Annotated in this window: 23 protein-coding genes; 11 read left to right on the plus strand and 12 right to left on the minus strand. The window is 69.6% G+C overall.

Annotation, left to right across the window (positions count from 1 at the left end; translation table 11 throughout):
* Nucleotides 1-143 precede the first annotated feature (143 nt).
* The 3 genes from H504_RS0102120 to H504_RS0102130 are packed head-to-tail and all read right to left on the minus strand — an operon-like array spanning nucleotide 144 to nucleotide 3,118.
* Nucleotides 144-1,289, minus strand: coding sequence for a hypothetical protein (locus H504_RS0102120; protein WP_026421400.1), 1,146 nt, complete (start codon nucleotides 1,287-1,289; stop codon nucleotides 144-146).
* Nucleotides 1,290-1,313: 24 nt separating this feature from the next.
* Complete coding sequence (locus H504_RS0102125) at nucleotides 1,314-2,606, minus strand: hypothetical protein (RefSeq protein WP_026421401.1); 1,293 nt, start codon at nucleotides 2,604-2,606, stop codon at nucleotides 1,314-1,316.
* A gap of 2 nt (nucleotides 2,607-2,608) precedes the next feature.
* Nucleotides 2,609-3,118, minus strand: coding sequence for a SigE family RNA polymerase sigma factor (locus tag H504_RS0102130; RefSeq protein ID WP_026421402.1), 510 nt, complete (start codon nucleotides 3,116-3,118; stop codon nucleotides 2,609-2,611).
* Between the two features lie 105 nt (nucleotides 3,119-3,223).
* Here H504_RS0102130 and H504_RS0102135 point away from each other — a divergent pair, with 105 nt between their 5' ends.
* On the plus strand, nucleotides 3,224-3,589 hold the full coding sequence (locus H504_RS0102135) for a F0F1 ATP synthase subunit epsilon (RefSeq protein ID WP_026421403.1): 366 nt from the start codon (nucleotides 3,224-3,226) through the stop codon (nucleotides 3,587-3,589).
* 29 nt (nucleotides 3,590-3,618) lie between these two features.
* A complete protein-coding gene (locus tag H504_RS0102140) occupies nucleotides 3,619-4,053 on the plus strand; it encodes a DUF2550 domain-containing protein (protein ID WP_026421404.1) in 435 nt (144 codons plus the stop codon).
* On the opposite strand, the gene H504_RS0102145 is transcribed toward H504_RS0102140, so the two are convergent.
* Nucleotides 4,050-4,433: a hypothetical protein gene (locus H504_RS0102145; protein WP_026421405.1), complete on the minus strand. Its 384-nt coding sequence runs from the start codon at nucleotides 4,431-4,433 to the stop codon at nucleotides 4,050-4,052. The two genes, H504_RS0102140 and H504_RS0102145, sit on opposite strands and share 4 nt — an antisense overlap.
* A 197-nt stretch (nucleotides 4,434-4,630) precedes the next feature.
* Between H504_RS0102145 and H504_RS32940 the strand changes: the two genes are divergently transcribed.
* Both H504_RS32940 and H504_RS0102155 read left to right on the plus strand, forming a co-directional pair.
* The gene (locus H504_RS32940) at nucleotides 4,631-5,935 is read left to right on the plus strand and encodes a helix-turn-helix domain-containing protein (RefSeq protein ID WP_051385413.1); all 1,305 of its coding nucleotides are present in this window, start codon (nucleotides 4,631-4,633) and stop codon (nucleotides 5,933-5,935) included.
* Between the two features lie 35 nt (nucleotides 5,936-5,970).
* Nucleotides 5,971-6,963, plus strand: coding sequence for an NsdA family TPR-like regulatory protein (locus H504_RS0102155; protein WP_026421406.1), 993 nt, complete (start codon nucleotides 5,971-5,973; stop codon nucleotides 6,961-6,963).
* Between the two features lie 918 nt (nucleotides 6,964-7,881).
* Here H504_RS0102155 and H504_RS0102165 read toward each other — a convergent pair.
* Nucleotides 7,882-8,454, minus strand: coding sequence for a cob(I)yrinic acid a,c-diamide adenosyltransferase (locus H504_RS0102165; protein ID WP_026421408.1), 573 nt, complete (start codon nucleotides 8,452-8,454; stop codon nucleotides 7,882-7,884).
* 72 nt (nucleotides 8,455-8,526) lie between these two features.
* Here H504_RS0102165 and murA point away from each other — a divergent pair, with 72 nt between their 5' ends.
* On the plus strand, nucleotides 8,527-9,798 hold the full coding sequence (murA, locus tag H504_RS0102170; protein ID WP_026421409.1) for a UDP-N-acetylglucosamine 1-carboxyvinyltransferase: 1,272 nt from the start codon (nucleotides 8,527-8,529) through the stop codon (nucleotides 9,796-9,798).
* 191 nt (nucleotides 9,799-9,989) lie between these two features.
* Nucleotides 9,990-11,747, plus strand: a complete 1,758-nt coding sequence (ggt, locus tag H504_RS0102175; RefSeq protein WP_035303073.1) for a gamma-glutamyltransferase — start codon at nucleotides 9,990-9,992, stop codon at nucleotides 11,745-11,747.
* A gap of 55 nt (nucleotides 11,748-11,802) precedes the next feature.
* Here ggt and H504_RS0102180 read toward each other — a convergent pair whose 3' ends face one another.
* Entirely contained in the window at nucleotides 11,803-12,090 is a 288-nt protein-coding gene (locus H504_RS0102180) for a hypothetical protein (RefSeq protein ID WP_035303074.1), read from the minus strand.
* Nucleotides 12,091-12,180: 90 nt separating this feature from the next.
* Between H504_RS0102180 and H504_RS0102185 the strand changes: the two genes are divergently transcribed.
* Entirely contained in the window at nucleotides 12,181-14,196 is a 2,016-nt protein-coding gene (locus H504_RS0102185) for a protein meaA (RefSeq protein ID WP_026421412.1), read from the plus strand.
* On the opposite strand, the gene H504_RS0102190 is transcribed toward H504_RS0102185, so the two are convergent.
* Entirely contained in the window at nucleotides 14,193-14,750 is a 558-nt protein-coding gene (locus H504_RS0102190; RefSeq protein ID WP_026421413.1) for a cysteine hydrolase family protein, read from the minus strand. The genes H504_RS0102185 and H504_RS0102190 overlap by 4 nt on opposite strands.
* Before the next feature lie 98 nt (nucleotides 14,751-14,848).
* On the opposite strand from H504_RS0102190, the gene H504_RS0102195 reads away from it, so the two are divergent.
* Nucleotides 14,849-15,796, plus strand: coding sequence for a GlxA family transcriptional regulator (locus H504_RS0102195; protein WP_026421414.1), 948 nt, complete (start codon nucleotides 14,849-14,851; stop codon nucleotides 15,794-15,796).
* A 338-nt stretch (nucleotides 15,797-16,134) separates the two neighbouring features.
* Entirely contained in the window at nucleotides 16,135-16,917 is a 783-nt protein-coding gene (locus tag H504_RS0102200; RefSeq protein ID WP_026421415.1) for an enoyl-CoA hydratase-related protein, read from the plus strand.
* A 48-nt stretch (nucleotides 16,918-16,965) separates the two neighbouring features.
* Here H504_RS0102200 and H504_RS0102205 read toward each other — a convergent pair whose 3' ends face one another.
* Both H504_RS0102205 and H504_RS0102210 read right to left on the minus strand, forming a co-directional pair.
* Nucleotides 16,966-18,489, minus strand: a complete 1,524-nt coding sequence (locus tag H504_RS0102205) for a chitinase (RefSeq protein ID WP_026421416.1) — start codon at nucleotides 18,487-18,489, stop codon at nucleotides 16,966-16,968.
* Between the two features lie 878 nt (nucleotides 18,490-19,367).
* On the minus strand, nucleotides 19,368-19,910 hold the full coding sequence (locus tag H504_RS0102210; protein WP_035303076.1) for an NUDIX domain-containing protein: 543 nt from the start codon (nucleotides 19,908-19,910) through the stop codon (nucleotides 19,368-19,370).
* A gap of 35 nt (nucleotides 19,911-19,945) precedes the next feature.
* On the opposite strand from H504_RS0102210, the gene nucS reads away from it, so the two are divergent.
* Nucleotides 19,946-20,605 carry an endonuclease NucS gene (gene nucS, locus H504_RS0102215; protein WP_035303078.1) on the plus strand — a complete coding sequence of 220 codons (660 nt, stop codon included), beginning with the start codon at nucleotides 19,946-19,948 and terminating at the stop codon, nucleotides 20,603-20,605.
* 6 nt (nucleotides 20,606-20,611) lie between these two features.
* Here nucS and H504_RS0102220 read toward each other — a convergent pair whose 3' ends face one another.
* Both H504_RS0102220 and H504_RS0102225 read right to left on the minus strand, forming a co-directional pair.
* Nucleotides 20,612-21,703, minus strand: coding sequence for a HigA family addiction module antitoxin (locus H504_RS0102220; protein ID WP_026421419.1), 1,092 nt, complete (start codon nucleotides 21,701-21,703; stop codon nucleotides 20,612-20,614).
* Nucleotides 21,704-21,713: 10 nt separating this feature from the next.
* On the minus strand, nucleotides 21,714-22,010 hold the full coding sequence (locus H504_RS0102225; protein ID WP_026421420.1) for a type II toxin-antitoxin system RelE/ParE family toxin: 297 nt from the start codon (nucleotides 22,008-22,010) through the stop codon (nucleotides 21,714-21,716).
* Between the two features lie 228 nt (nucleotides 22,011-22,238).
* Between H504_RS0102225 and H504_RS0102230 the strand changes: the two genes are divergently transcribed.
* On the plus strand, nucleotides 22,239-23,447 hold the full coding sequence (locus H504_RS0102230; RefSeq protein ID WP_026421421.1) for an MFS transporter: 1,209 nt from the start codon (nucleotides 22,239-22,241) through the stop codon (nucleotides 23,445-23,447).
* Nucleotides 23,448-23,451: 4 nt separating this feature from the next.
* Here H504_RS0102230 and H504_RS32945 read toward each other — a convergent pair whose 3' ends face one another.
* Nucleotides 23,452-24,336 carry a protein kinase family protein gene (locus H504_RS32945; protein ID WP_035303080.1) on the minus strand — a complete coding sequence of 295 codons (885 nt, stop codon included), beginning with the start codon at nucleotides 24,334-24,336 and terminating at the stop codon, nucleotides 23,452-23,454.
* Between the last annotated feature and the right edge of the window lie 20 nt (nucleotides 24,337-24,356).

Genomic DNA, 24,356 nt, shown 5'->3' on the forward strand with positions numbered 1-24,356 from the left:
TCGGCGGGTCCCGAGGCGCGCGGTGCTGGTTGGTGGGCTTCGTCGATTTGTGTCCGGTTTCGAGGGGTGCGGTGCCGGTTGATCGTGGTGCTTCACCGCACGACGGTTTCCGGGGGTGGCGATGGTTTGTTGTGGTGGTCGGCTCAGTTCAGTTCTTGGGTGCGGATGACGTCCCAGGCGAGGACTTCGACTTCGGTGGCGGTGGGTGGGAGGAGGGCAAGGTCGTAGCCTGCGCCTTGCCAGTCGGTGTTGGGGGAGTCGCGGTAGCGGAGGTTGCCGCTGGGGGCTTCTACGAGCCAGCCGAGGTTGTCGGGTAGGGCTACGTGCAGGCTGAGGGGCTGGGTGATGTCGACTGGGTTGCCCACCAGCCAGCGGGTGATGCGGGCTGAGTTGTCCCGTATGGCCACGTAGTAGCGGCTGCCGTCGGTTTGGTTGGTGAGGATTTCGATGGCGACGGCGCTGCCGCCGTTTGGAAGGCCTGCGATGGATTGGGCGCCGACTTGGACGCTTCCCGCCACGGGGTCGACCAGGCAGGCCGCCACCAGGTCGGGGTAGAGGTTGGTGCTGATCGGCGGTGAGTTGCTCGTGTCGTCGCGGGGGCGGTTGACGTGGCCGGGTTTTGATTGCAGGGTGCGGATTTCCGGTTCTGTTTCGCGGAGCACCGGTCTGGCGTAGTGGGTGGGAATGTGTTGGGCGTAGGTCGCCCTGCTCGGGTCGCCGGTGATGACGCGGAGGTCGTCGGGGATCGGTGGGTTGTCCAGGCGGGTGAACCAGGCGTCGTCGAGGTCGGTCATCGGTGTCCACTGGCGGGTGCTCTTGCCGTCGTCGCCGACCGTCCACTCCGGGGAGACGCTGAGGTCGGTGCCGACGGCGATGATGTAGCGGCTGTCGGTGCTGAACAGGAAGGCGTACCCGTTGCCCTGGTCCGGGACGAACCAGTCGGTCAGGGTGTCGGAGACGACCAGTCCGACGGCGGTTCGGCCACCGGTCAGGGCTTGTGTCGCGATGGCGACTTTCCCGCGTTCGGTTTGACCTGCCCAGTACACGTGCGGGTGGTCGCCGCCCAGCATCTCGGGTGCGAGCCCCAGCAGCCCGGCGCTGAGCGCTTTCGCGGCGATCTGGAGGAAGTCCTGGTCGCCTGCCAGGTCTCCCTTGGCGGGTGCTTGTGGTGTCGTGGTTGTCTTCGAGGTGGATGGCGGTTCGTGGTCCGGCCACAGCACGGTGATCCCGGCGAGCAGTGCCACCGTGATCACGCCGCAGACCAGCAACCTTCCCCGGGTGATCCGCATGGTTCCCCAGTCCTTTGTAGAGTGTCAGGTGATGTTCTCCACCACCGGTTCCCGGTTGTCGGTGGTGAGTTCGGCCTGGGTGGCCGCGGCGGGGACCCAGGCGACCTCGTCGCCCGCGTCCTGCCACGGTTGGTCCGGGTCGGTTCGGTACCGGAGGTGGGTGTTCCTGGCGGCCAGCAGCCACCCGGCGTCCTCGGGGAGGCGGGCTCGCACCAGCAGGTGGCTGCCCGGGGTGACCGGGTTGCCGTACGTCCACGTGTTGTTCCCGCCGTCACCGCGGACGGCCAGGTACACGTTGTGGTCGGGGCTGTCACCGGAGATCTCGACGGCGGTGACCTTCAGGCCGGTTGGCAGGTCGGCGTCGACCACGCACTCGACGCGGAACGATCGGGCGAGTGGGTCGAGGAAGCCCGCGTCGGTCAGTTGCGACCGGATGTCGCCCTCCAGTTGGGCTTGGTCGGTGCCGGGAAAGGTGAGGGCGACCGGCGGCGTGGGGTCGGGTTCCGGGGTCACGGGGGCCTGCACCGGGTCCGCGGGCCACTTGGCGGCGCGTACGACCCGGAGTTCCTGGTACGTGCTGTTCGGGTCGCCCGCCACGACGCGCAGGCCCGCTGTCGGGTCTGGCACCCTGGTCCACCACGCGCCGTCGCCGTCGACCATCGGGTCCCAGTAGCGGCGGCCCCGGTTGTCGTCCGCGACGATCCAGTTCGGGGACACCATGGGTGCGGTTGGGCTTTGGGACAGGGCAAGGGCGGTCTTGTCGCCGGGGCCGTAGAGGAACATGAGCCCGGTGACGAGGTCCGCGGCGGTGAACCGCGTGGCGACCACCAGCTTCGGTTGGCTGCCGGTGAGCACGCCCACAACCCCCTCGCCCCGCCAGCCCGCCTCGCCCGCTTGGTGGACCGGCTGCATGACGACAGCGATTTTCCCGGCGTCAGTGGCGCCCGCCCAGTACACGTGGGGTTGCCCGAGCCGGGAGCTCGCCGGGACCGGCAGTTGGTTGCTGAACGCCGCTGTGGCCGCCTCGGTGAACGTCTCGTCGCTCGCGAGTTGACCGCGCGCGGGCGTCACGTACACGGGGTCGGTGACCATGGCGACGCCCTGGTTGTCCTGGCCGTCCTGGGCGGACACGCGCAGCACCGTCACGGTGAGCGTGCCGGTCGCGGCGACCACCGCGGTCAGCGCGACGGTGATCGCGATCCGCCGCCGCAGCCTGCGTCGCCACGCCCCGCGCAGCACCGCCGGGACGAACGCCGGATCGGGCCGGATCTCGGCGGTGGCCGCCCGCATCGCGCGGGCCAGCTCGGTGGTGTCCATGGTCATCCTCGGGTCAGGTCGGGTTCGACGAGCAGTTCGCGCAGCCGCGCCACGCCCCGGGCGGTCTGGCTCTTGACCGTCCCCGGCGACACCCCCAGTGCCGCCGCGGTGTCGGCCTCGGACAGGTCGTCGAAGAACCGCAGGACCAGTACCGCGCGCACCCGCGCGGGCAGCAGTCCCAGGGCCTTGGCGATCCGGTCCCGGTCGAGCACGGTCCCCTCGTGGCCGCCGACGCCGGGGTCGTCGGCCAGTTCCAGGGGCGCCTCGGTCACGCGGCGCGACCGCGCCCGCCACCGGTTCGCCGACGCGTTCGCCATCGCGGCCCGCACGTAGGGTTCAAGGTCCCCGCGCACCCGGCCGCGGCGGGCGTACACCCGCTCCAGCACGTCTTGCAGCAGGTCCTCCGCCGCGCCCCGGTCACCCGCGCAGAGCAGGTACGCGGTGCGCAGCAGTGCCGTGGACCGCCGCGCGACGAACTGGGCGAACTCGTCGTCCGGTCTGATCGCGGCCACCTCCTCGTGTCGCCGTGCTCCACCTGCTTCGACACCGGCCTGCCTGGGGAGGTTGTCAGGTCTGCGACTAGACTGGTGGCAACCGCTCGCTGTGAGGAGATACGCGTGGCTGAGATGTCGGTCCAACTGGTCGCCGTGGAACGACGCCTGTGGTCGGGCACCGGCACCTTCGTCGTCGCGCAGACCACCGAGGGCGAGATCGGGATCCTGCCCGGTCACGAACCGGTCCTCGGCCAGCTCGTCCCCGGCGGCGTGGTCAAGATCGTGACCACCGACGGCGAGACCATCACCGCCGCCGTGCACGGTGGTTTCCTCTCGGTGACCGCCACCTCGGTCAGCATCCTCGCCGAGTCCGCCGAGCTCTCCCACGAGATCGACGTCGACAGCGCCCGCGCCGCCCTCTCCGGCGGCGACCGGGAAGAACGCGACCGGGCCGCCGCCAGCCTGCGGGCCGCCGGACACACGGCCTGATGACGGCCTGACGGGCAGGGGGGACGGCCGTGGACATCAGCCTGGTGGTTGTCACGGCCCTGGCCGTTGTCCTGGTTGTCCTGCTCGCCCTCGTCGGCCGCCGCGTGCGGTTGCTGCGCGCGGGCGGCATCCACGTCGCCCTCCGCACCCGCGTCGACGAGTCCGGCAAGGGCTGGCACTGGGGCGTCGGCCGCTACCAGGGCGACGACTTCGCCTGGTTCCGCGTCATCAGCCTGCGCGCGGGCCCCGACCAGGTCCTGCACCGCGACGGCCTGGAAATCGCCTCCCGCCGCGAACCGGAGCACGCGGAGGCGCCCAACCTGCCGCACGGGTCGCGGGTGCTGAAGTTCGTCCTCCCCGGCGTCCCACCGCTGGAGGTCGCGATGGCCCCCGACGCGCTGACCGGTTTCCTGTCGTGGATGGAAAGCGCCCCGCCGGGCCAACGCCTCCCCTGGGCTTCCTAGCTGAGGGCCTGCATCCGCAGCCAGTGCAGCACCCACTCGCCGGTCCGCTCACCGCCGATCCCCGCGGTGTCCTGTTCCGCCAACGGCGCCGCGACCAGGGCGATCGTCCCGTCCCACAACTTGCCGAACAGCAAGGCCCTCGCCTGGGTCGGGTCCTCCCGGAGGCACAGTGACGACTGCGCCAGGGTTTCCCACCACGCCAACAACCGCGCGCAAGCCACCGGCCGTGGCCCGGACACGTAGATCTCCGCGCGCCCACGCCCGCGTCCAGTGGTGAACAGGTCAACGCTCGCCACGTGCAGCGCCGGGTGCCGCTCAGTGTGCTCCCGCACCGAGTCGCCGAGCCTGGCCAGTTCGCCCCACAAGGTCGCGGTTGTCATGCCGGTGTTTCCTCCACCCGGATCGGTCGCTTGAGCGTGCCGCCCCGGACCCCGCCCAGGCGAGACCGAGGACTGGTTTCATCCCGCCCAACGTGACGCGGGTGTCACCACGCTGCGAATTGTCGGCGATATGCCCGGGATATATTTCGCGCATCTCGGGGATGACTGCACCCCCAGGCCGTTGTTACCGTGGGTACATGAGCGGTGACCCGCGCGCCCGACCGGACCCGGCGATCTGGGACCTGCCCACGATGCGCGCCGCACTCCGCCGCCGCGACATCACCACGGTCTACCGCCTGCTCAAACGGCACGGTGTCGCCCAGCGCCGGATCGCCGCCCTGAGCGGCCAAGCCCAACCCGAGGTGTCCCTCATCGCCCGTGGCCGCCAGGTCATGGCCTACGACGTCCTCGAACGCATCGCCGACGGGCTCGGCATACCGCGCGGATACCTGGGCCTGGCCTACAGCGACCATGTGGTGGACGGGGTGGTGACGACCGTGCCGGATCGTCGGGAGTTCATGGGCCTACTGGCCAAAGTCGCCATGGGCGCGGCCGTGACCGGGGCAGATCTGGTGCTCCTCAGCAATCCCGCCACGGCAACGCCGGTTCCCGCGCGGGTGGGAGCGACCGAGGTTGGCCAACTGCGTGACCTGACCAGTGTGCTGTGGGCACAGGAACGCAGGCTCGGCGGTGGTGCGGTCCGCGAGGCGGTGATCGCCCAGTTGGGCTGGGCTCGCGGGTTGCTCCAGGCTGCCCACACCGACCACGTCGGGGTCGAACTCCGGGTGATCTTGGCGGATCTGTTCGCGCTCGCCGGTCGGGCGTCGCACGACGTCGGGTTCTCGGGTGCGGCACTGCGTTACCTGGGACAGTCGGTGGTCGCCGCGCAGGAAGCCGAGGACTCAGCCAGGGCCGCGTTGGCGCTGGGTCAGATCGGCCGGTTGTACAGCCGATTGGGCAACGCGGACGCTGCCCGGGACTCGATCAACCTGGGCATGCTGGCTGCGGAACGGGTCCGCTCCGGTTCGCTCTCGGCGCTGCTTCTGTGCAGCCAGGCCCGCGCGCACGCCGAGTCGCGTGAACCCGGCCGGGCGATCGACTACCTGTCTCGCGCCGAGGACGCCATCGCGGGCGACAACTCGCCTGCCGAGCCAAGCGGTTTCAACCCGACACTCCTTGCCAGCGAACGTGGCCGGGTGCTGACGGTTCTCACCGTGCACGATCGCAAGTACGCCACCGAGGCCATCGAGACCTTGTTAGCCTCGAACGAACGCTTGGACCCGGCCCGAACCAAGCGTCTGGCGTTTGGGCTTACCGAGCTGGCGACCTGTCACTTACGCGGTGGTGACAGGGAAACGGGTGTTCGGTTGGGGCACCAGGTAATCGACTTGGCCGCCGGGATCAGGTCTGAGCGGCTGACGGAACATCTGGGCATGCTCCGGTCTGCCGCGAGCGCGCACGCTGGTGATGCGCGGGAGTTGGCGGAACGGATTCCTGTGTAGCGGGTCGGGCAAGTGGCCATGACGAGGTGATAGCGGTGCCGGATCGTCGAGAGTTCATCGGTCTGCTGGCTGGGTTGGCCGCGCTGACCGGGGCAGACTTTGCGTTGCTCAGCAGTCCCGCCATGGCGACGCCGGTTCCCGCGCGGGTTGGTGCGACCGATGTGGCGCAGTTGCGGGAACTGGTTCGGGTGCTGTGGGCACAGGAGCGCAAGCTCGGTGGTGGTGCGGTTCGCGAGGCGGTGATCGCCCAGTTGGGTTGGGTGCGCGGGTTGCTCCAGGCTGGCCACTCCGACGAGGTGGGTCGGGACCTGCGGCGGGTGTTGTCGGATCTTCTGGGGTTGGCCGGGTGGTCGTCCCACGACATCGGGTTGCCGGGTGACGCCCTGCGGTACCTCGCGCAGGCTGCGGTCGCCGCGAAGGAAGCCGATGATCCGGCTCGCACGGCGTTGGTGTTGGGCAGCATCGGCCGCGTGCAGGTCCACCAAGGTCACTACGACGCTGCCCAGGACGTGCTGGGGTTGGGCATGGTCGTCGCCAGGCGGGTGGGCTCGGGGGAGTTGGCCGCCCACTTGTTGTGCAACCAGGCGCGGGCGCACGCCGAGTCGAACAACCCCGCTCGTGCCGTGGAATGCCTTTCCCGGGCCGGTGACGCGCTCGCCCAGTCGGGGCCGCCTGCTCCGGACAGGTTCGACGAGCGCCTGTTGGCCAGTGAACGCGGCCGGGTGCTGACCATCCTCACGTTGCACGACCGCGCACACGCGGCCGTCGCCATCGAGACCCTGTCAGCCTCAAATGAGGCCTTGGACCCAGCCCGAACCAAGCGCCTGGCGTTCGGGCTGACCGATCTTGCGACCTGTCACCTACGCGGTGGTGACAGGGAGACCGGTGTTCGGCTGGGTCATCAGGTGGTCGACTTGGCCGCCGGGATCAGGTCCGAGCGGTTGAACGAACACTTGGGCATGCTCCGGTCTGCCGCGAGCGCGCCCCCGGGTGATGCGCGGGACTTGGTGGACCGGATTCCTGTGTAGCGAGGTGGTGACAGCGGTGCCGGATCGTCGGGAGTTCATCGGTCTGTTGGCCGGCGCGTTCCAGCCCCCGCGCGCCGGCACGTTCGAGTCATCCCGCACTCTCTGCGACTGGAGAGTTATCCACACTCCCCTCGGCTACCCACAGCCCACGACGCTGCCCCCTGTCGATCTCCCCCAACCGGTAGACTGGCACCGGGGACGCCCCCCGGGAAGGGTGGGGCTGGGCTGCGGGCGGCGGCCTGATTTTAGGCTCGTGGTGGAGGAATTGACGCTGGGCCAGTCCGATTTCGATCCAGCGGCACGCCGGACTGTCGGTTGGGGTGGCAGCCCTAACCGGGCTGACTTGGCGTTGTTCAGCGGTCCTGCTGGGGCGACTTCGGTGCCCGTGCGGGTCGGGGCGACCGAGGTGGGGTGACTGCGAGACTTGACCGGGGGTCTTGTGGGCGCGGGAGCACAAGCTTGGTGGCGGGGCTGTGCGCGAGGCCGTGATCGGCCAACTGGGGTGGGCTCGTGGGCTGCTCCAGGCTTCGCACACCGACCAGGTCGAGCAGCTTCGTGTCGGGTGGACGGCCTTCCCCCGGACGGTTTCGATGAGCACCTGTTGGCCAGTGAGCGCGGCCGGGTGTTGACCATCCTCACGTTGAACGATCGCACACACGCGGCCGCCGCCATCGAGACCCTGTTGGCCTCGAACGAAACCCTGGACCGAGCCCGAACCAAGCGTCTGGCGTTTGGGCTCACGGAGCTTGCGACCTGTCACTTACGCGGCGGCGACAGGGAAACGGGGGTTCGGCTGGGGAACCAGGTAATTGACTTGGCCGCCGGGATCAGGTCCGAGCGGCTGAACGAGCACCTGGGCATGCTCCGGTCTGCCGCGAGTGCACACCCCGGTGACGCCCGCGAGTTGGCGGAACGGATCTAGCGGTCGCCGCCCGGCTTCCACAGGATGTCCCCGTCCGGGTTCGCCACCCGGGACAGCACGAACAGCAGGTCCGACAACCGGTTCAGGTACTTCGCCGCCAAGATGTTCGTAGTGTCGGGTTCGGCTTCCAAGAGTGCCCACGCGCCCCGTTCGGCCCGTCGGGTCACCGTGCGCGCTGTGTGTAGTAGCGCGGCCCCGGGTGTACCTCCAGGCAGGATGAACGACGTCAGCTTCCCCACCCGTTCGTTGTAAGAGTCGATCCAGCCCTCAAGGCGGGTCACGTACTCCTCCGTGATGCGCAACGGCGGGTATGGGGGATCCGGCACTACCGGGGTGCACAGGTCCGCGCCCACGTCGAAGAGGTCGTTTTGCACCGTCCGCAGCGTGTCCACCAACTCGTCGGACAAGCCGCCCAGGGCTATGGCGACGCCGATGGTCGAGTTGGCCTCGTCGACGTCGGCGTAGGCGGTGAGGCGGGGGGAGGTCTTGGGGACGCGGCTGCCGTCGCCGAGGGCGGTGGTGCCGGTGTCGCCGACCTTCGTGTAGACGCGGTTGATGCGTACGGACATGGGGTCAGGGTAGCGAGGGGGAAAGGCGCCCCGGGGGTTCGGCAACCGGACAGCGGGGGCATCATTGCCCCCGTGACAGAGCATTTCCAGGTCCGTGGCGGCGCCCGGTTGGTCGGCGAGGTCGAGGTGGTCGGCGCCAAGAACAGCGTGCTCAAGCTGATGGCGGCGGCGTTGTTGGCGGAGGGCACGACGACGCTGACGAACTGCCCGGAGATCCTGGACGTGCCGTTGATGGGCGACGTCCTGCGCAGCCTGGGGTGCGCGGTCGACATCGACGGTGGTCTGGTCCGGATCACCACCCCGGCCGAGTTGAACCACCGCGCCGACTCGGCGTCGATGGGGAAGCTGCGGGCGTCGGTGTGTGTGTTGGGTCCGCTGGTCGGCCGGTTGCGGCGGGCCGTGGTGGCGTTGCCGGGTGGTGACGCGATCGGGTCGCGGCCGCTGGACATGCACCAGAGCGGGCTGCGGCAGTTGGGGGCGAGCAGCGAGATCGAGCACGGGTGCGTGGTCGCGCACGCCGAGGCGCTGCGCGGGGCGCAGATCTGGCTGGACTTCCCGAGCGTCGGCGCGACCGAGAACATCCTGATGGCGGCGGTGCTGGCCGAGGGCACCACGGTGATCGACAACGCCGCGCGCGAGCCGGAGATCGTCGACCTGTGCCTGATGCTGCAGCAGATGGGCGCCAAGATCGAGGGCGCGGGCACGTCGACGCTCACCGTGCACGGCGTGACCTCGCTCGCCCCCACCGAGCACCGCGTGGTCGGCGACCGGATCGTGGGCGCGACGTGGGCGTTCGCCGCCGTGATGACCCGGGGCGACATCACCGTCAAGGGGGTCAACCCGCACCACCTCGACCTGGTGCTGGAGAAGCTGCGGATGGCGGGCGCCGAGGTCACGGCCTTCGCCGACGGGTTCCGCGTGGTCCAGCACGGCAGGCCGGGGTCGGTCGACTTCATGACCCTGCCGTACCCGGGGTTCGCGACCGACCTGCAGCCGTTCGCGGTGGCGTTGACGGCGGTCGCCGACGGCACGTCGATGATCACCGAGAACCTGTTCGAGGCCCGGTTCCGGTTCGTCGAGGAGATGATCCGGCTGGGCGCGGACGCCCGCACCGACGGTCACCACGCGGTCGTGCGGGGGGTGCCGAAGCTGTCCAGCGCCCCCGTGTGGGCGTCGGACATCCGGGCCGGGGTCGGCCTGGTGCTGGCGGGCCTGTGCGCGGACGGCGTCACCGAGGTGTGGGACGTCTTCCACATCGACCGCGGCTATCCCCGTTTCGTCGAGAACATGCAGCGCCTGGGCGCCGATGTGCGCCGAGTGGACGCCGACCCCGAGCGCGCCTGATCCAACCGTCCCGCCTGAACGGTCCACGCCGTTCCCCAGGTCCCACCGGGTGACGCCGCGCGAACTGCCGGTGGCGGTCCGGTGTGGCGAGTACAACTCAGGCCACCTGTGCGATCAAACGGGAAGAGGTCCAGATGCGTGCTCGACTTCGGGTTCGGCGCGGTGCGGGGCGCGGTGCGGCGGTGGTCTCGATGCTGGCCGTCACGGCCGGTGTCGTGGTCGCGCCGTCCGCGTCCGCCGCCGCGTTGCCGCCCAAGGTGCCCGTGGCCAAGGGGACCGGCGGCGCGGTCGTGTCCGACACGGTGCAGTCCACCCTGGCCGGTCTTGACGTGCTGCGCCGCGGTGGGACGGCGGCGGACGCGGCGGTGGCGGTGGCCGCGGTGCTCGGCGTGACCGACCCCAACGTGGCGGGTCTCGGCGGTGGCGGCTACCTCGTGTACTACGACGCCCGGTCCGGCCGGGTGTCCACCATCGACGGCCGGGAGACGGCGCCGTCCACGGCCGACGAGAAGCTGTTCATCGACCCGGCGACCGGCCAGCCGTACGCCTTCTTCGACGCCGTGACCAGCGGCCTGTCCGTCGGCACGCCCGGCAACCTCGCCCTGTGGCAGCGGGCCCTGCAGCGGTGGGGTCACTACGACCTCGACGACCTGCTGCAGCCCGCGATCAAGGTCGCCGAGGACGGTTTCCCGGTGACGACGCAGTTGAACAAGGAGATCGACCAGAACAAGGACCGGTTCAAGCAGTTCAGCTCCACCGCCGCCCTCTACCTGCCCGGCGGCGCCCCGCCCGCGGTCGGCTCGACGTTGCGCAACCCGGACCTGGCGAAGACGTACCGCGAGATCGCCCGGCACGGCACGGACGCCTTCTACAGCGGTTCGATCGGTCGTGACCTGACCAAGGCCGTGCAGAACCCGCCGCTGGCCGCCAACGCGACCGTCAAGCCCCCCAAGGGCAAACTGGCTCTTGGCGACCTGCGCGCCTACCGCGCTCTTGACCACGACCCCACCCACATCGAGTACCGCGGCGCGGACGTGTACGGCATCGCCCCGTCGTCGTCGGGTGGCACCACGGTCGGTGAGGCCCTCAACATCCTTGAGCGGACAGACCTGAGCAAGCTCGACCGGACGCAGGCCCTGCACTACTACCTTGAGGCCAGCAAGCTCGCTTACGCCGACCGCGGCCGTTACGTGGGCGACCCCAAGTTCGTCGACGTGCCCACGAAGCAGTTGCTGTCGGACTCGTTCGCCGCTGTTCGCGCATGCCGCATCGACCCGATCCGCGCGGCCGTTGCCCCTGTCGCGCCCGGTAACCCCCTCAACCCCGGTAGCTGCACGCCCCCTCCGCCCGCGGTTGCGCCAGTCGCCGACCACGAGGTCCACACCAACCACTTCGTCGTCGCCGACAAGTGGGGCAGCGTCGTCTCTTACACGAACACGTTGGAGCAGATCGGCGGCAGCGCGATCGTCGTCCCCGGTCGCGGGTTCCTGCTCAACAACGAGCTGACGGACTTCAACTTCACCCCGACCCAGGGCACCGCCCCCGACCCCAACCTGGCCGCGGGCGGCAAGCGCCCCCGGTCGAGCATGTCGCCCACCATCGTGCTCAAGCACGGTAAGCCGTGGTTCGCCGTCGGCTCCCCGGGCGGCTCGACGATCATCACCACGGTCCTGCAGATCATCGTCAACCGGATCGACTTCGGCCTGTCCTTGCCCGACGCCGTCGCCGCGCCGCGCGCCAGCCAGCGCAACACGCCCACGGTGACCGCCGAGCCCGCGTTCATCGCCGGGAACCCCGGCCTGGCCACGTACGGCCACACCTTCACCGCCCAGGCCGAGATCGGCGCCGCCGCCGCACTGGAGTTCGTCGACCACGGCCAGGTCCTGGCCGCGGGCGAACCGACTCGGCGAACCGGCACCTCAGCCGGGGTCGTCCGCCCCTCCCGGTAACCACCTCACCCGAACGGGCCGCTCCTGGTGTTTCGGGGGCGGCCCGTTCGGGTGTTCAGTCGTCCAACAGGGCGGCGATGGCCGCGCGCTCGTCGGCCGGGAAGACCAGCACCCGCAGCCCCTCGCCGTCCTCGGCCGGGACGGTGGTGGCCCGCACGCCCACTGTGCGCAGGCGTTCCTCGACGACCTGGGCGGCGGTGCGGCTGGGGACCTTGGCGATCTCGCGGAGCAGGCCGTAGTCGCGCCCGCGCTCGTCGCCGGTGAACGCCCAGCGCAGGACCAGTCCGAGCGCCCCGACCACCAGGAGCGCGACCAGCAGGAGGTACGGCGCGGGCAGGTTCACCCGCACATCATCCGCCTGTGAGCAATTCCACGGGCGGCAAACTTGTTACCGCCCAGTACCCTCGGGAGACCAGGTGAACGGAGGTTAACGGTGCCGTACCCGACAGACCGCGAGCGTGACCGCCCGTGGGTCATGCGGACCTACGCGGGTCACTCCTCCGCCGCCAAGTCCAACGAGCTGTACCGCCGCAACCTCGCCAAGGGCCAGACCGGGCTGTCAGTGGCCTTCGACCTGCCCACCCAGACCGGCTACGACCCCGACCACGAACTCGCCCGCGGCGAGGTCGGCAAGGTCGGCGTCCCGGTCAGCCACCTCGGCGACATGCGGACCCTGTTCGACGGCATCCCGCTCGACACGGCGAACACCTCGATGACCATCAACGCGACCGCCATGTGGCTGCTCGCGCTCTACATCACCGTCGCTGAGGAGCAGGGTGACCCCGACGGCGCTGAGCAGGGGGGCGTCGGCGCGCTCGCGGGCACGACGCAGAACGACATCATCAAGGAATACCTGTCCCGCGGCACCTACGTCTTCCCACCCGGCCCGAGCCTGCGCCTGATCACCGACATGGTCGCGTACACCGTCGCCACCGCGCCGCGCTGGAACCCGATCAACATCTGCAGCTACCACTTGCAGGAGGTCGGCGCGACGCCGGTTCAGGAAGTCGCGTACTCGATGTGCACGGCCATCGCCGTGCTCGACGCGGTTCGCGACTCCGGGCAGTTGCCGGAGGAGGAGTTCGGCAACGTCGTCGCGCGCATCTCTTTCTTCGTCAACGCCGGAGTCCGGTTCGTCGAAGAGATGTGCAAGATGCGCGCGTTCACCGACCTGTGGGACGAGATCTGCCGCGACCGCTACGGCATCACCGACCCCAAGCAACGCCGCTTCCGCTACGGCGTGCAGGTCAACTCGTTGGGGCTCACGGAGGCGCAGCCGGAGAACAACGTCCAGCGCATCGTCTTGGAGATGCTCGCGGTGTCGTTGTCGCGCAAGGCAAGGGCGCGCGCGATACAGCTACCGGCGTGGAACGAGGCGTTGGGGCTACCGCGCCCGTGGGACCAACAGTGGGCGCTGCGCATGCAGCAGGTCCTCGCCTACGAGACGGATCTGTTGGAGTACGAGGACATCTTCGACGGCTCCCCGGTCATCCAGGCCAAGGTGGACGAGATCCTGACCGGCGCGCGCGCCGAGATCGACCGCGTGCAGGCGATGGGTGGCGCCGTTGCCGCTGTCGAGTCCGGTTATATGAAGACCCAGATGGTTGCTTCCCTCGCCGAGCGTCGTCGTCGGATAGAAGCGGGGCAAGAGGTGATCGTGGGCGTCAACAAGTTCGACACCACGGAGCCGAGCCCGCTGCAATCCGAAGGCGCCAAAGCCATCGAGACCGTTGACCCTGTCGCCGAGCGCGAGGCCGTTGACGCTATCCGCCAGTGGCGCGCCAACCGTGACGACAAGGCCGTGCAGGACTCGTTGGAAGAACTGCGTTCGGCCGCCAAGACCGACGCCAACCTCATGGCGCCGACCCTGAACTGCGCCAAGGTCGGCGTGACCACCGGCGAGTGGGCCGCCGTCCTCCGCGAGGTGTTCGGCGAATACCGCGCCCCGACCGGGGTTTCCGGCGCGTCGGCGGCGGGTGAGGCGGGCGAGCACCTGGCCGAGGTCCGCGACCAGGTCAAGGCCACCGGCGACGAACTGGGCGAGCGGCTGCGGATGCTGGTCGGCAAACCCGGTCTCGACGGGCACTCCAACGGCGCCGAGCAGATCGCCGTGCGCGCCCGCGACACCGGGTTCGAGGTCGTCTACCAGGGCATCCGGTTGACCGCCGACCAGATCGTGTCCGCAGCCGTCCAGGAAGGAGTGCACGTCGTCGGGCTGTCCATCCTGTCCGGCTCCCACCTGGCGGCCGTGCCCGCCGTCGTCGAGGGCCTACGAGCGGCGGGCGCGGGCGACATCCCGGTCGTCGTGGGCGGCATCATCCCGCCCGACGACGCCGAGACCCTCCGGGCCGGCGGGGTGGCGCGCGTCTTCACGCCCAAGGACTACGAGATGACCCAGATCATGTCCGAGATCGTCCGCGTCGTGCGTGAAGCCCACGGCTTGTCTTAGTCCAGCAGCCCCAAGACGTCCTTGGTGCTCGCGACCGTGGCGAACCGGCCGCCGTGCAGGTTGGTCGCGGTCGCCCGGTACAGCTCGTCCGCGGTCAGCACACTGCCGTCTGGGCCCGCCTGGTCGAAGGTGAAGGTCGCGTCCAGCGCCACGTGCACGTCGTAGCCGAGGTTGCCGCCGACCCGCGCCGTCGTCTCCACGCACAGGTTGGTCTGGATGCCCGCGATCGCGATCCGGTTGATGCCGCGACCGGTGAGCCAGGCGTTCAGGTCGATGTGGCCGTGGAAGGCCGAGTTGACGTTCTTGGTGAACATCAGGTCCGGCCGCGCCCCGTCGAGTTCCGGCTTGAACTGGATCCCGGGCGTGCCCACGGTCAGCGGCGTGTCCTCGAACAGCGAGTCGTGCCGCACCAGCACGACGGGCTGACCGGCGGCGGTCCACGCGTCCAGCAGGGTCTTGATGTTGGCCTCGGCGCCCGGGTTGTTGCGCGGCCCGAGGCGGGGGTCGTCGAACCCGCGCTGGACGTCGATCAGGATGAGTGCGGTGGTCGTCATGGCCACAACCGTGCCCGGTCCGACGCGTTCGGACGAGGTGCAGAAAAGGCGCGATGCGATACTTTCCTGCCGGGTTCCGGGCGGGCATACTCGTGGTCGTGCGCACGATCGGCGTCCTCCTGCTCCCCGGCACCCGGGTCTTCGACTTCGCCGTGGTCAACGAGGTCTGGAACCTCGACCGGACCCCGCACGACCTGGGCCCCTTCGAGTTCCGCCTGTGCGCCCCGGCCACCCGCTTGTTGCCCCTGCGCCCCGCCGGGTCCGTCACCCCCACCCACGGCCTCGCCGCCCTCGCCGACTGCGACCTCGTCATCGCCCTCGGCCGCGTCGACCCGCGCGCCCCCGTCCCCACCCCGGCCCGCGTCGCCCTGCGCGCCGCCCACGCCGCGGGCGCCACCGTCGCCGCCCTCTGCTCCGGCGCCTTCACCCTCGCCGCCGCGGGCCTCCTCGACGGCCGCCGCGCCACCACCCACTGGGCCCTCCTCGACGACCTGGCCACCCTGTACCCGTCCGTCCAGGTCGACCGCGACGTGCTGTTCGCCGAGGACAACGACATCCTGACCTCCGCGGGCGTCGTCGGCGGCCTGGACCTCTGCCTGCACCTCGTCCGCCGCGACCTCGGCCCGCGCGCCGCCACCACCCTCGCCCGCCGCCTCGTCATGCCCCCCGTGCGCGAAGGCGGCCAAGCCCAGTACGTCGAAACCCCGCTCCCCACCCGCCCCGACCGCGGCGACATAGCGTCCACAGTGGACTGGGCACTCACCGCGCTGGCCAACCCCATCGGCGTCCCCGACCTGGCGGGCCGCACCCGGATGAGCCCCCGCGCCTTCCACCGCGCGTTCGTCGCCACCATGGGCGACACCCCCGGCCGCTGGCTCCTCCTCCAACGCCTCCGCCGCGCCCAACTCCTCCTGGAAACCACCAACCTCTCCATCGACCGCGTCGCCGCTCACAGCGGCCTCGGCACCCCCACCAACCTCCGCCGCCGCATGCGCTCCGAGTTCGGCACCACCCCCTCCACCTACCGCCGCACCTTCGCAGGCTAACCCTCGCGGACCAGCCGCCTGGCCTACCGTCCCGCGACCTCAGCCAACCGACTCACCACCGTGCTTCAGCACCCGTCAGCCGTCGCCGACTCCCGATGGGGCGGCCCCCACACCGGCAGGTCGGCCCCCACGCCGGCAAGTCGGCCCGCCCGCGTGTTTCGCCGGCTCGAGTCATCCACATTCCGCCCGGCTGTCCACAGCCAACAACACCACCTCCCGTCGATCTTGCCCCGCCGGTAGACTGGCCTCGGGGACGCCCCCCGGGAAGGGTGGGGGCCGGGCCGCGCGCGGGGTGTGCCTGCGGGAAGAGTGTGCGGTGGGCATCTAGGGTCGGTCGTATGGCCGAGTACCAGCACATCCTGGTTGACCGCGGTGTCGACGACGTCGACACCGTGCGGATCACCATGAATCGTCCGACCAGGCGGAATGCGTTGTCCGCTGAGCACCTTGCCGAGTTGCTGGCCGCGTTTTGCGTCGCGGGTACCTCCGACGCCAAGGGGATTGTGCTCGCGGGTGCTGGGCCGGTGTTCTCGGCCGGTCATGACTTCGCTGATGTCGCCGCGCGGGATTTGCTGGGGGTGCGTGGGTTGCTCCGCTTGTGCACCGAGCTGATGCGCACCATCCAGACCGTGCCGCAGGTGGTCGTCGCCCGGGTGCACGGCCTGGCGACTGCCGCGGGTTGTCAGCTTGTGGCCACCTGCGACTTGGCTGTCGCCGGTCAGTCGGCTGGGTTCGCGTTGCCTGGCGGTAAGGGTGGCTGGTTCTGCCATACCCCGGCCGTCCCGGTCGCGCGGTCGGTGGGCCGCAAACGTTTGATGGAGCTCGTCCTCACCGGCGACCCGATTGACGCCGATACCGCGCTCGACTGGGGGCTGGTGAACAAGGTCGTGCCCGACGACCAACTCGATGACGCCGTCAAGGATTTGCTGGCCCGAGCCACCCGGGGTAGCGCCGCGTCGAAATCCCTGGGCAAGCAGACCGTTTACGCCCAATTGGACCGTCCCGAGGCGGACGCCTACGCGATCGCGCTGGAGGTCATGGCGGCTGCCTCGCAACTGCCGGGCGCCAACGAGGGCATGGCCGCGTTCCTGGAGAAACGCGACCCGGTGTGGCCGGACTGAAACGTGCGCGGCGGGCCCCCTCGTCCCGCCGCGCACGTCCCAACCGACTTACGGCAGGGTCTTCAGGAACGGCGCCACCGTGTTGGCGAAGCCGTAACCGGCCGTGGCGTCGTGGTTGATCGACCAGGTCATCGCGCCCCGGATGTCCGGGTACGTGGTCGACGGCTTGAAGGTGCCGCAGTTGGTGCCACGCGCGAGGCAGTTGAGCGCCGCGTTGACGTTGGACGGCGACTGGTAGCCGCCACCCGCCCCGGCGGGTGACGCCGGGAGGCCGAGGCCGACCTGGTCGGCGCGCAGACCGCCCTGGAGTTGGATGCAGGCGAGCGCGGTCAGGAAGTTGACCGTGCCCTGCGAGTACACCTGCTGGTCGCAGCCGAGCATCGTGCCCGAGTTGTAGTACTGCATGTTCCAGATGGTCAGGATGTCCTTGACCGCCAGCGCCAGTTGGAAGTACGCCTGCTGGGTGGACTGGCCGTCGATGGTCTGCGGCGCGAAGGTGATGATCTTGCCGCCGTTGGCGTAGATCGTCCGCAGCGCCGAGCCCATGTACTGCGCGCTGACGCCGTTCTCCAGGTCGATGTCGACGCCGTCGAAGCCGTAGTCGCGGATCAGGGTGGACACACTGCTGCCGAACGCCGCCGCCGAGGAGGAGTCACCGGCGTAGATGGTGCCCTTCTCGCCGCCGACCGAGATGATGACCTTCTGGCCGCGGGCCTGCACGGTCTTGATGTCGGCCTTGAACTGGTCGACGGTGTAACCGCCCAGTTGGCTGGACAGGCCCGGGTCGAGGTTGAACTCCACCGCGCCGCGGGTCGCGGGGACCGCGTCGGCGAACGCCACGGCGATGATGTCGTAGGTGGTGGGCACCTGCGCGAGCGTCAACGCCTTCGCGCCGTTGTAGAAGTTCTGCCAGTAGCCGGTGAGCACGTGCTTGGGCAGCGACGTGTTCGGGTTGCCCGGCGTGGTGGTCGTGGTCGTCGTCGTGGTCTTCGACGTCGTGCTGGTGGTGCTGGTCGTCGTGCTGGTGGTGGTCTTGCTCGTGGTCGTGACGGTGGTGGTCGACGACGGCGGCGTCCCCGGCCCGTCGAGGCTCACGTCGTCGGCGAGGTAAGCGGGTTGGCCGTACCAGCCGTGCAGGTAGATGGTCACCGACTTGGTGTTCGCGCCGGTGGTGAAGCTGGTGGAGAGCTGGACCCAGGACCCGCCGGTCGGGTTCCAGGTGCTGACGTCCGTCGTGCCGGTCCCCTGGGCGCCCAGGTAGACGTAGGCACCCTTGACCCAGGCGCTGAGCGTGTACTTCGAGCTGGGGTTCACGGTGACCGACTGCGAGCAGTTCGCGTTGTCGGAGCCCGCCGGGGCCGCGGTCAGCGCGTAGCTGCCGGAGTGCTTGTCCGCGCTGGTGATGCTGCCGCCGCCGGAACAGGTCCAGCCGGACAACGCGCCCGCCTCAAACCCGGGGTTCGTGACCAGATTGGCCGCGGTAGCGCTCCCGGCGAAGGCGAGGACAAGTCCAACGGTGACCGACAAGGCGGACAGCAGGGCGACGATCGCACGCTTGGCGTGGGACGTCATGGCTGCCTCCAAAGGGGCAAGTGCAGGTGCAGGGTGATCGAGACCACCTCAAAATGGACTAGACCAATAGCCCCTGTCAACCCCCGCGTCGTCGAGTGGTCACCCCCCGCTCCCCCCACGCCGCCACCCCCCGTAACCACCACCCCCAGACGTATGGCGCACGACCACCCCGCGCAACCATCCACAAGAGACTGTCACCCAACCAGACCACAGAGGACCAATCATGATCACGCAGCCCCCATTCACGACAGACCCCTCGCCCCCCAACACCCCACCCCCCTCACCGACGAAGCACCACCCCCACCCCACCCCCACGCGCCTCAACCCCCCAGCCCCCATCGACGAAACACCGCGACCACCCAGCACCGCACCCCTCGAAACCCACCCCACATCGACAAAGGCCGCCAGCCCGCCCCGCGCGCCTCAAAACCCCAGCCCCCCATCGACGAAGCGCCACCCCCACCCCACGCGCCCAAAAGCCAGCCCAGATCGACGAAGCACCACCCCACCCCACGCGCCTCGAAACCCGCCCCTCATCGACGAGGGTCGCCAGCCCGCCCCGCGCGCCTCAAACCCCTGTCCCTCATCGACGAAGCGCCACCCCCACCCCACGCGCCTCGGAACCCGCCGATCCCAACCGCCCGCTGGGGTGGAGTTGTTTTGTTTGGGGGAGGCGGGGGCCTAAGCCGGCCGGCGGGTAAGGCCACGCTTTCCAGTGGCCCCGCCTTTTAGCCTTACCCAGGCCACCGCACAGGGGCCCCAAACAAAACAACTTCACCCCAGCGGGCACCCCGCATTATCTGGCGCATCCAGCGGCGTCGCCGCCAGGCGACAAGCAGTCCCCCGAGGCGCAGTGCCCCCTCACACCCCATGCAAGCTCAACGATGATGCTCATGCAAAAGAAGCTGCGTATAAGCCGCCACCGACTGGGCATCAGTAATCTCCCCCGCACGAACCATCATCTCGAATGCAGCCCGCGGATACCACGCAGCCCGCATGTCCTGTTCCTCAAGTTCACGCTCGGCCAACCCCTCAGTCAGATCGGTGGCCAGGTAGACATGCCCCCGCTGACTCGACATCCCCGCCGCGACGTCAAGTGTCCCGATCCGAACCATGGACCCCGCCCGCAGCCCGGTTTCCTCACGGAGTTCCCGCGCCGCCAACTCCGCCGGGTCGAGTTCCGCGCGGTCCGGGGCGGTGCCCTGCGGGAACTCCCAGCGCCGGGCGCCCAACGGATAGCGGTACTGCTCCACGAGCATCAGGCGTTCGCCGTCAAGCGGGATGACGAGGGCGTAGTCCGGTTTGTCGATCACTCCGTAGATGCCAGCGCTGCCGTCGGGGCGGCGGATGCGGTCCTCGCGGACGGTCATCCAGGCGTTCGCGTAGACCCGGGTCGATTCGAGGCGTTCCACAGGGTGGATCCTGCCCTGTCCGCCGAGAGGGCTAACCTGCCCGGGTGCGTCTCGTGATCGCTCGCTGCCAGGTCGACTACGCCGGTCGGCTCACCGCCCACCTGCCGATGGCGAACCGCTTGCTGCTGGTGAAGGCCGACGGTTCGCTGTCGGTGCACTCCGACGACCGCGCGTACAAGCCGCTGAACTGGATGACCCCGCCGTGCTGGCTCACCGAGGAGCCGGGGTTGTGGACGGTGCAGAACAAGGCGGGCGAGAAGCTCGTCATCACGATCGAGGAAATCCTGCACGACGCCAAGCACGAGCTGGGCGCCGAGCCGGGCCTGGTCAAGGACGGTGTCGAGGCCCACCTGCAGGAACTCCTCGCCGAACACATCACCACCCTGGGTGACGGCTACACCCTGGTCCGCCGCGAGTTCCCCACCGCCATCGGCCCGGTCGACATCATGTGCCGCGACTCCGACGGCGCCTCCGTCGCCGTCGAGATCAAACGCCGCGGCGAGATCGACGGCGTCGAACAGCTCACCCGCTACCTCGACCTCCTCAACCGGGACCCCCTCCTCGCCCCCGTCCGCGGCGTCTTCGCCGCCCAACTGATCAAACCCCAGGCCCGCACCCTCGCCGAAGACCGCGGCATCCGCTGCGTCACCCTCGACTACAACACCCTCCGCGGCATCGAATCCGACGAGTTCCGCCTCTTCTGACCGGCTTCAGCCCTGCCGGGTCCCGCGGCCCCACGCCTCGAGGTGGGCGGTGGCGTTGGGGGCGTTCCTGACCAGCGTGCTACGCCACGGCAGTGCCCCTTCCCGCTGCAACCTGCCGATCACGACGATCGGGTGCACCCCGTGTTCCCTGGCGACCGCCGTCACCCAGGGCGCGCCGACCCGGGCAGGTGGTTTCGGGAGCGGCCGCTCGAACACCCAGCCGGACGCGAGTTCATCCGCTCGGTCCTCATCGCCCAGCGTGTGGTCGTCCTCGTCGATGAGGGGTGTTCCGTTGGTGGCGACATCGCCGCGAACGACGTGCGCGATCTCGTGCAACAGGGTGAACAGCACCTTGTCGAGCCGCTGGCCTCGACCTGACAGTGCGATGACCGGTCCGGCCTTGTCCGCGTAGGACGCACCGGAGATCTTGCTGGACGGGAACGCCGCCACGTACACCAGGCGCACACCGACTGCCCCGAACCGTTCCGGCAGGTCTTCGAAACCGGTCGGCTCGCGAACCAGTCGACTCACCTGCTTGGCGAGCGCCTCAAGCCCTCTGCGTGAGTAAGCCTGGGCGGGAGCCTCGGGGGCGGCTCTGCGTACGCAAGCGAACCAGCCGTTCTGAGTTGGTGTCAGCGGTTCGCCGTTGTTGGCGCGTCGTGCTGCCAGTTGCCATTCGGGCGGGTCGTCGAGGCTTTCGATGCCCAGGAGGCGCATGAGCTGCTCGGCTTGGTCACCGGTGGACGTGGCGGTGATGATCCCGCGCTTGCGCAACACGGCCATGGGAGCGAGCTCGTTGAGTTTCGCGCGGGTCCTGACCTCGTCGAGTCCTGCCTGGACGCTCGGATCTTGCCGCTGCTGCCGGAGGAAATAGGAATCCTGCAGGTTCAGCCAGAACTCGGCGCTGGTCCCGAGGGCCGCGCCGATCTGGGCCGCCGACTCCCGGGTGATCTCCTTCTTGCCCTGGACGATTTCGGAGACGAACTGGGTCGGACGGCCGAGGATGTCGGCGAACTCAACCTGCGTCCAGCCCCGGGCCGCCAGTTCGTCGGCGAGGTGCTCCCCGGCGGGAAACACCTCGGCGAGTGTGGTGTCCATCAGCGCCCCCCTAGTGGTAGTCGACGACTTCGATGATGACCGCGATGCGGCCGCCCTCCGTCTTGAAGGTCACGATCAGCCGGAACTGGTCGTTCAGACGCATCGAGTGCTGCCCGGCCCGGTCCCCGAGCAACTGCTCCAGCCGCAGGCCGCGGAGTGCGTACAGGTCACGCTCGTCCTTCGCGGCGAGGATGCGTTGGATCGTCTTCCGGTATGCCCTGACGACATCGCGCCCCCACCTCTTCGGTGCGTAAGTAGCGTCCTCGGCCAGTCGACGCAGCTTCTCGTCGCTGTACTGGACTCGCAACTAACCCTCACCCCATCACCCCTGGACTGAAGTTCCAGCTAGTGATCGAGGGTATCTCCGGTCATCGACTTGCCAGGCACTAGTGTACACAGATTCACCCATAAGGTGAAGTCTCAACGCAAATCTTGGTGGTGGCCTTGTTTGGTGGTAGGAGTACGGCCGGTTGCGCTGGTCCAAGGCCGGTAAACCCACTGGATCGATCTGGAAGCGACCGCATAGTCTCCCGTCGTGCTCCTCTCTACCGCCGTGCCGCCCCGCTTGTGGACGGCGAATTTCCGCCTGTACTTCGTCGCTCGCATCGTGTCGATGGTGGGGGACTCGATGGTGCCGGTGGCGACGTCGGTGGCGGTGTTGGGGCTTGGGTACGGCGTGAGCGGGGTGGGGTTCGCGCTGGGGGCGTGGATGGGCGCGTTCGCGTTGTTCGTGGTGTTCGGTGGGGTGTTCGCGGATCGGTTTCATCCGTTGCCGCAGATGGTGGGGGCGGACGCGGTTCGGTGCGGGTTGCAGGCGGGGTTCGCGGTTTACCTGTGGCTGGGGCATCCGGGGTTGTCGTTCATCATCGGGATCGGCGTGTTGGGCGGGGTCGCGACGGCGATGTTCCAGCCGGGGTTGACGAGCCTGGTGCCGCAGGTGGCGGCTGACCCGCAGCACGCGAACGGGGTACTGCGGGTCAGCGAGGGCACGGCGACGATGTTGGGGCCCGCGTTGGCCGGGTTCCTGGTCGCCACGACGTCGGCTGGGTGGGTGTTCGCGGTCGACGCGGGCACGTTCGCGATCAGCGGCGTCTGCCTCCTCGCGTTGCGCGTCCCGCGACTGACCACCGGCGCCACCGAGTCGACGTGGCGGAACCTGCGGTCGGGGTGGGAGGAGTTCCGCTCCCGGTCGTGGTTGTGGGGCGTCATCCTGATCTGGTGGGTGCTCGGCGTGTTCGTGTGGGGGCCGATCACGCCGCTCGGCGCCGCGTCCATCATCGGCGCGCACGGCAAGGCGGTGTTCGGCTACGCGGAGGCCGCGTTCGGCGCGGGTTCCATCCTCGGCGGCCTGATCGCGATCCGCTTCCGCCCGACCAGACCCCTGTTCGGCGGCGGTGTCGCCATGTTCCTGTTCCCGTTGATGCCCCTCGCCGCCGCCCTGGTCCCCGCCGTCCCCCTCCTGCTCCTCGGCTACGCGATCAGCGGCATCGGCTGGGCGTTCTGGGGCGTCCAGTGGTCGACGACGGTGCAAACCCAGATCCCGGCGGACCGGCTGAACCGGGTCGCGGCCTACGAGGTCGCCGGGTCGATCCTGGCCGTCCCCTTTGGACAGGCGGTGGCAGGCCCGGCGAGCGCGGTGTTCGGCATCCACCCGCTCCTGCTGGTCGCCTCCATCACCGCCGCCGGTTGCGCGGCCGCACTCCTGATCAGCCCACCAATCCGCCGGTTGACCCGGGCGCGGTGAGCCGTCACGGGTGGATGGAGTTCAACCGGCGGGTGAGGTGTTCGCGGGCGAGTTGGGCTCGGCGGGGTGAGCCGTGGCCGCCGGTGAGGGCGATGTGGGTCCAGAGCCCGGCGAGGTAAGCGGTGAAGGCGGTGAGGGTGGCGTCGTTGACGCCGGTGAGGGTGGCCCGGTCGCGGGCCCAGGCTTCGGCGCTGGTCGGGGTGTGTCCGGCTTCGATGAGGCGCAGGGTGAGGAAGGCGGTGTCGACCCAGGGCGCGGCGGCGGCGGGGAATCCCCAGTCGATGATGTGGAGGGTTCCGTCGTGGCCGATGCGGATCTGGTCGCCGTGCAGGTCGGTGTGGGTGAGGCGGTCGCCGTCGACGAGTTCGGGGACGTGCTGGGTGAGTCGGGTGAGGGCGACGAGGTCGAGGTCGGCCACGAGTCCGGGGTCGAGATCGGCGACGCGGGTCCACCAGTCGGTGGGCGCCCACCGGTCACGCAGGGGCCTGATGGGCGGGGTGGCGGGCAAGGTGGCGAGGTGTTCGAGGGCGTCGGCGATCAGGGGTAGGTCGGGGGAGTCGGGGGCGAGGCTCGCGGGGCGGCCGGGCAGATGGGTGAACCCGACGATCAACCAGTGTTCCCCGTCGGGCACGTCGAGGTCGGTGTGGAAAAGCACGGGGGGTGCGAGGTCCGCGGCGGCGTGGTTGCCTGCGATCTCGTTGCGCAGCCACCGCATCCGGCGGCTGACCCCGGCGACGGCCTTGACGAAGACCCGGGTGCCGTCGGCCAGGCGCAGGACGGCGGCGAGGTCGGCGGTGCTGCCGGTGATGGCGTCCTCGGCGCCGAGCACCGGCCCCAGGCAGCCGACGACGGCGTCGCGGACGGGGGTCGGTAGCTGGTCCCACCTCATCCGTGGTCCCTCGCCTTCGA

Source organism: Actinokineospora inagensis DSM 44258 (assembly GCF_000482865.1).
GTDB lineage: Bacteria > Actinomycetota > Actinomycetes > Mycobacteriales > Pseudonocardiaceae > Actinokineospora > Actinokineospora inagensis.

Bases quoted from the DNA above. Each gene is read 5' to 3' on its own strand.
- H504_RS0102120 (WP_026421400.1), bottom strand. From the start codon at position 1,289: ATGCGGATCACCCGGGGAAGGTTGCTGGTCTGCGGCGTGATCACGGTG.
- H504_RS0102125 (WP_026421401.1), bottom strand. From the start codon at position 2,606: ATGGACACCACCGAGCTGGCCCGCGCGATGCGGGCGGCCACCGCCGAG.
- H504_RS0102145 (WP_026421405.1), bottom strand. From the start codon at position 4,433: ATGACAACCGCGACCTTGTGGGGCGAACTGGCCAGGCTCGGCGACTCG.
- H504_RS32940 (WP_051385413.1), top strand. From the start codon at position 4,631: ATGAGCGGTGACCCGCGCGCCCGACCGGACCCGGCGATCTGGGACCTG.
- H504_RS0102165 (WP_026421408.1), bottom strand. From the start codon at position 8,454: ATGTCCGTACGCATCAACCGCGTCTACACGAAGGTCGGCGACACCGGC.
- ggt (WP_035303073.1), top strand. From the start codon at position 9,990: ATGCTGGCCGTCACGGCCGGTGTCGTGGTCGCGCCGTCCGCGTCCGCC.
- H504_RS0102190 (WP_026421413.1), bottom strand. From the start codon at position 14,750: ATGACGACCACCGCACTCATCCTGATCGACGTCCAGCGCGGGTTCGAC.
- H504_RS0102200 (WP_026421415.1), top strand. From the start codon at position 16,135: ATGGCCGAGTACCAGCACATCCTGGTTGACCGCGGTGTCGACGACGTC.
- H504_RS0102205 (WP_026421416.1), bottom strand. From the start codon at position 18,489: ATGACGTCCCACGCCAAGCGTGCGATCGTCGCCCTGCTGTCCGCCTTG.
- H504_RS0102220 (WP_026421419.1), bottom strand. From the start codon at position 21,703: ATGGACACCACACTCGCCGAGGTGTTTCCCGCCGGGGAGCACCTCGCC.
- H504_RS32945 (WP_035303080.1), bottom strand. From the start codon at position 24,336: ATGAGGTGGGACCAGCTACCGACCCCCGTCCGCGACGCCGTCGTCGGC.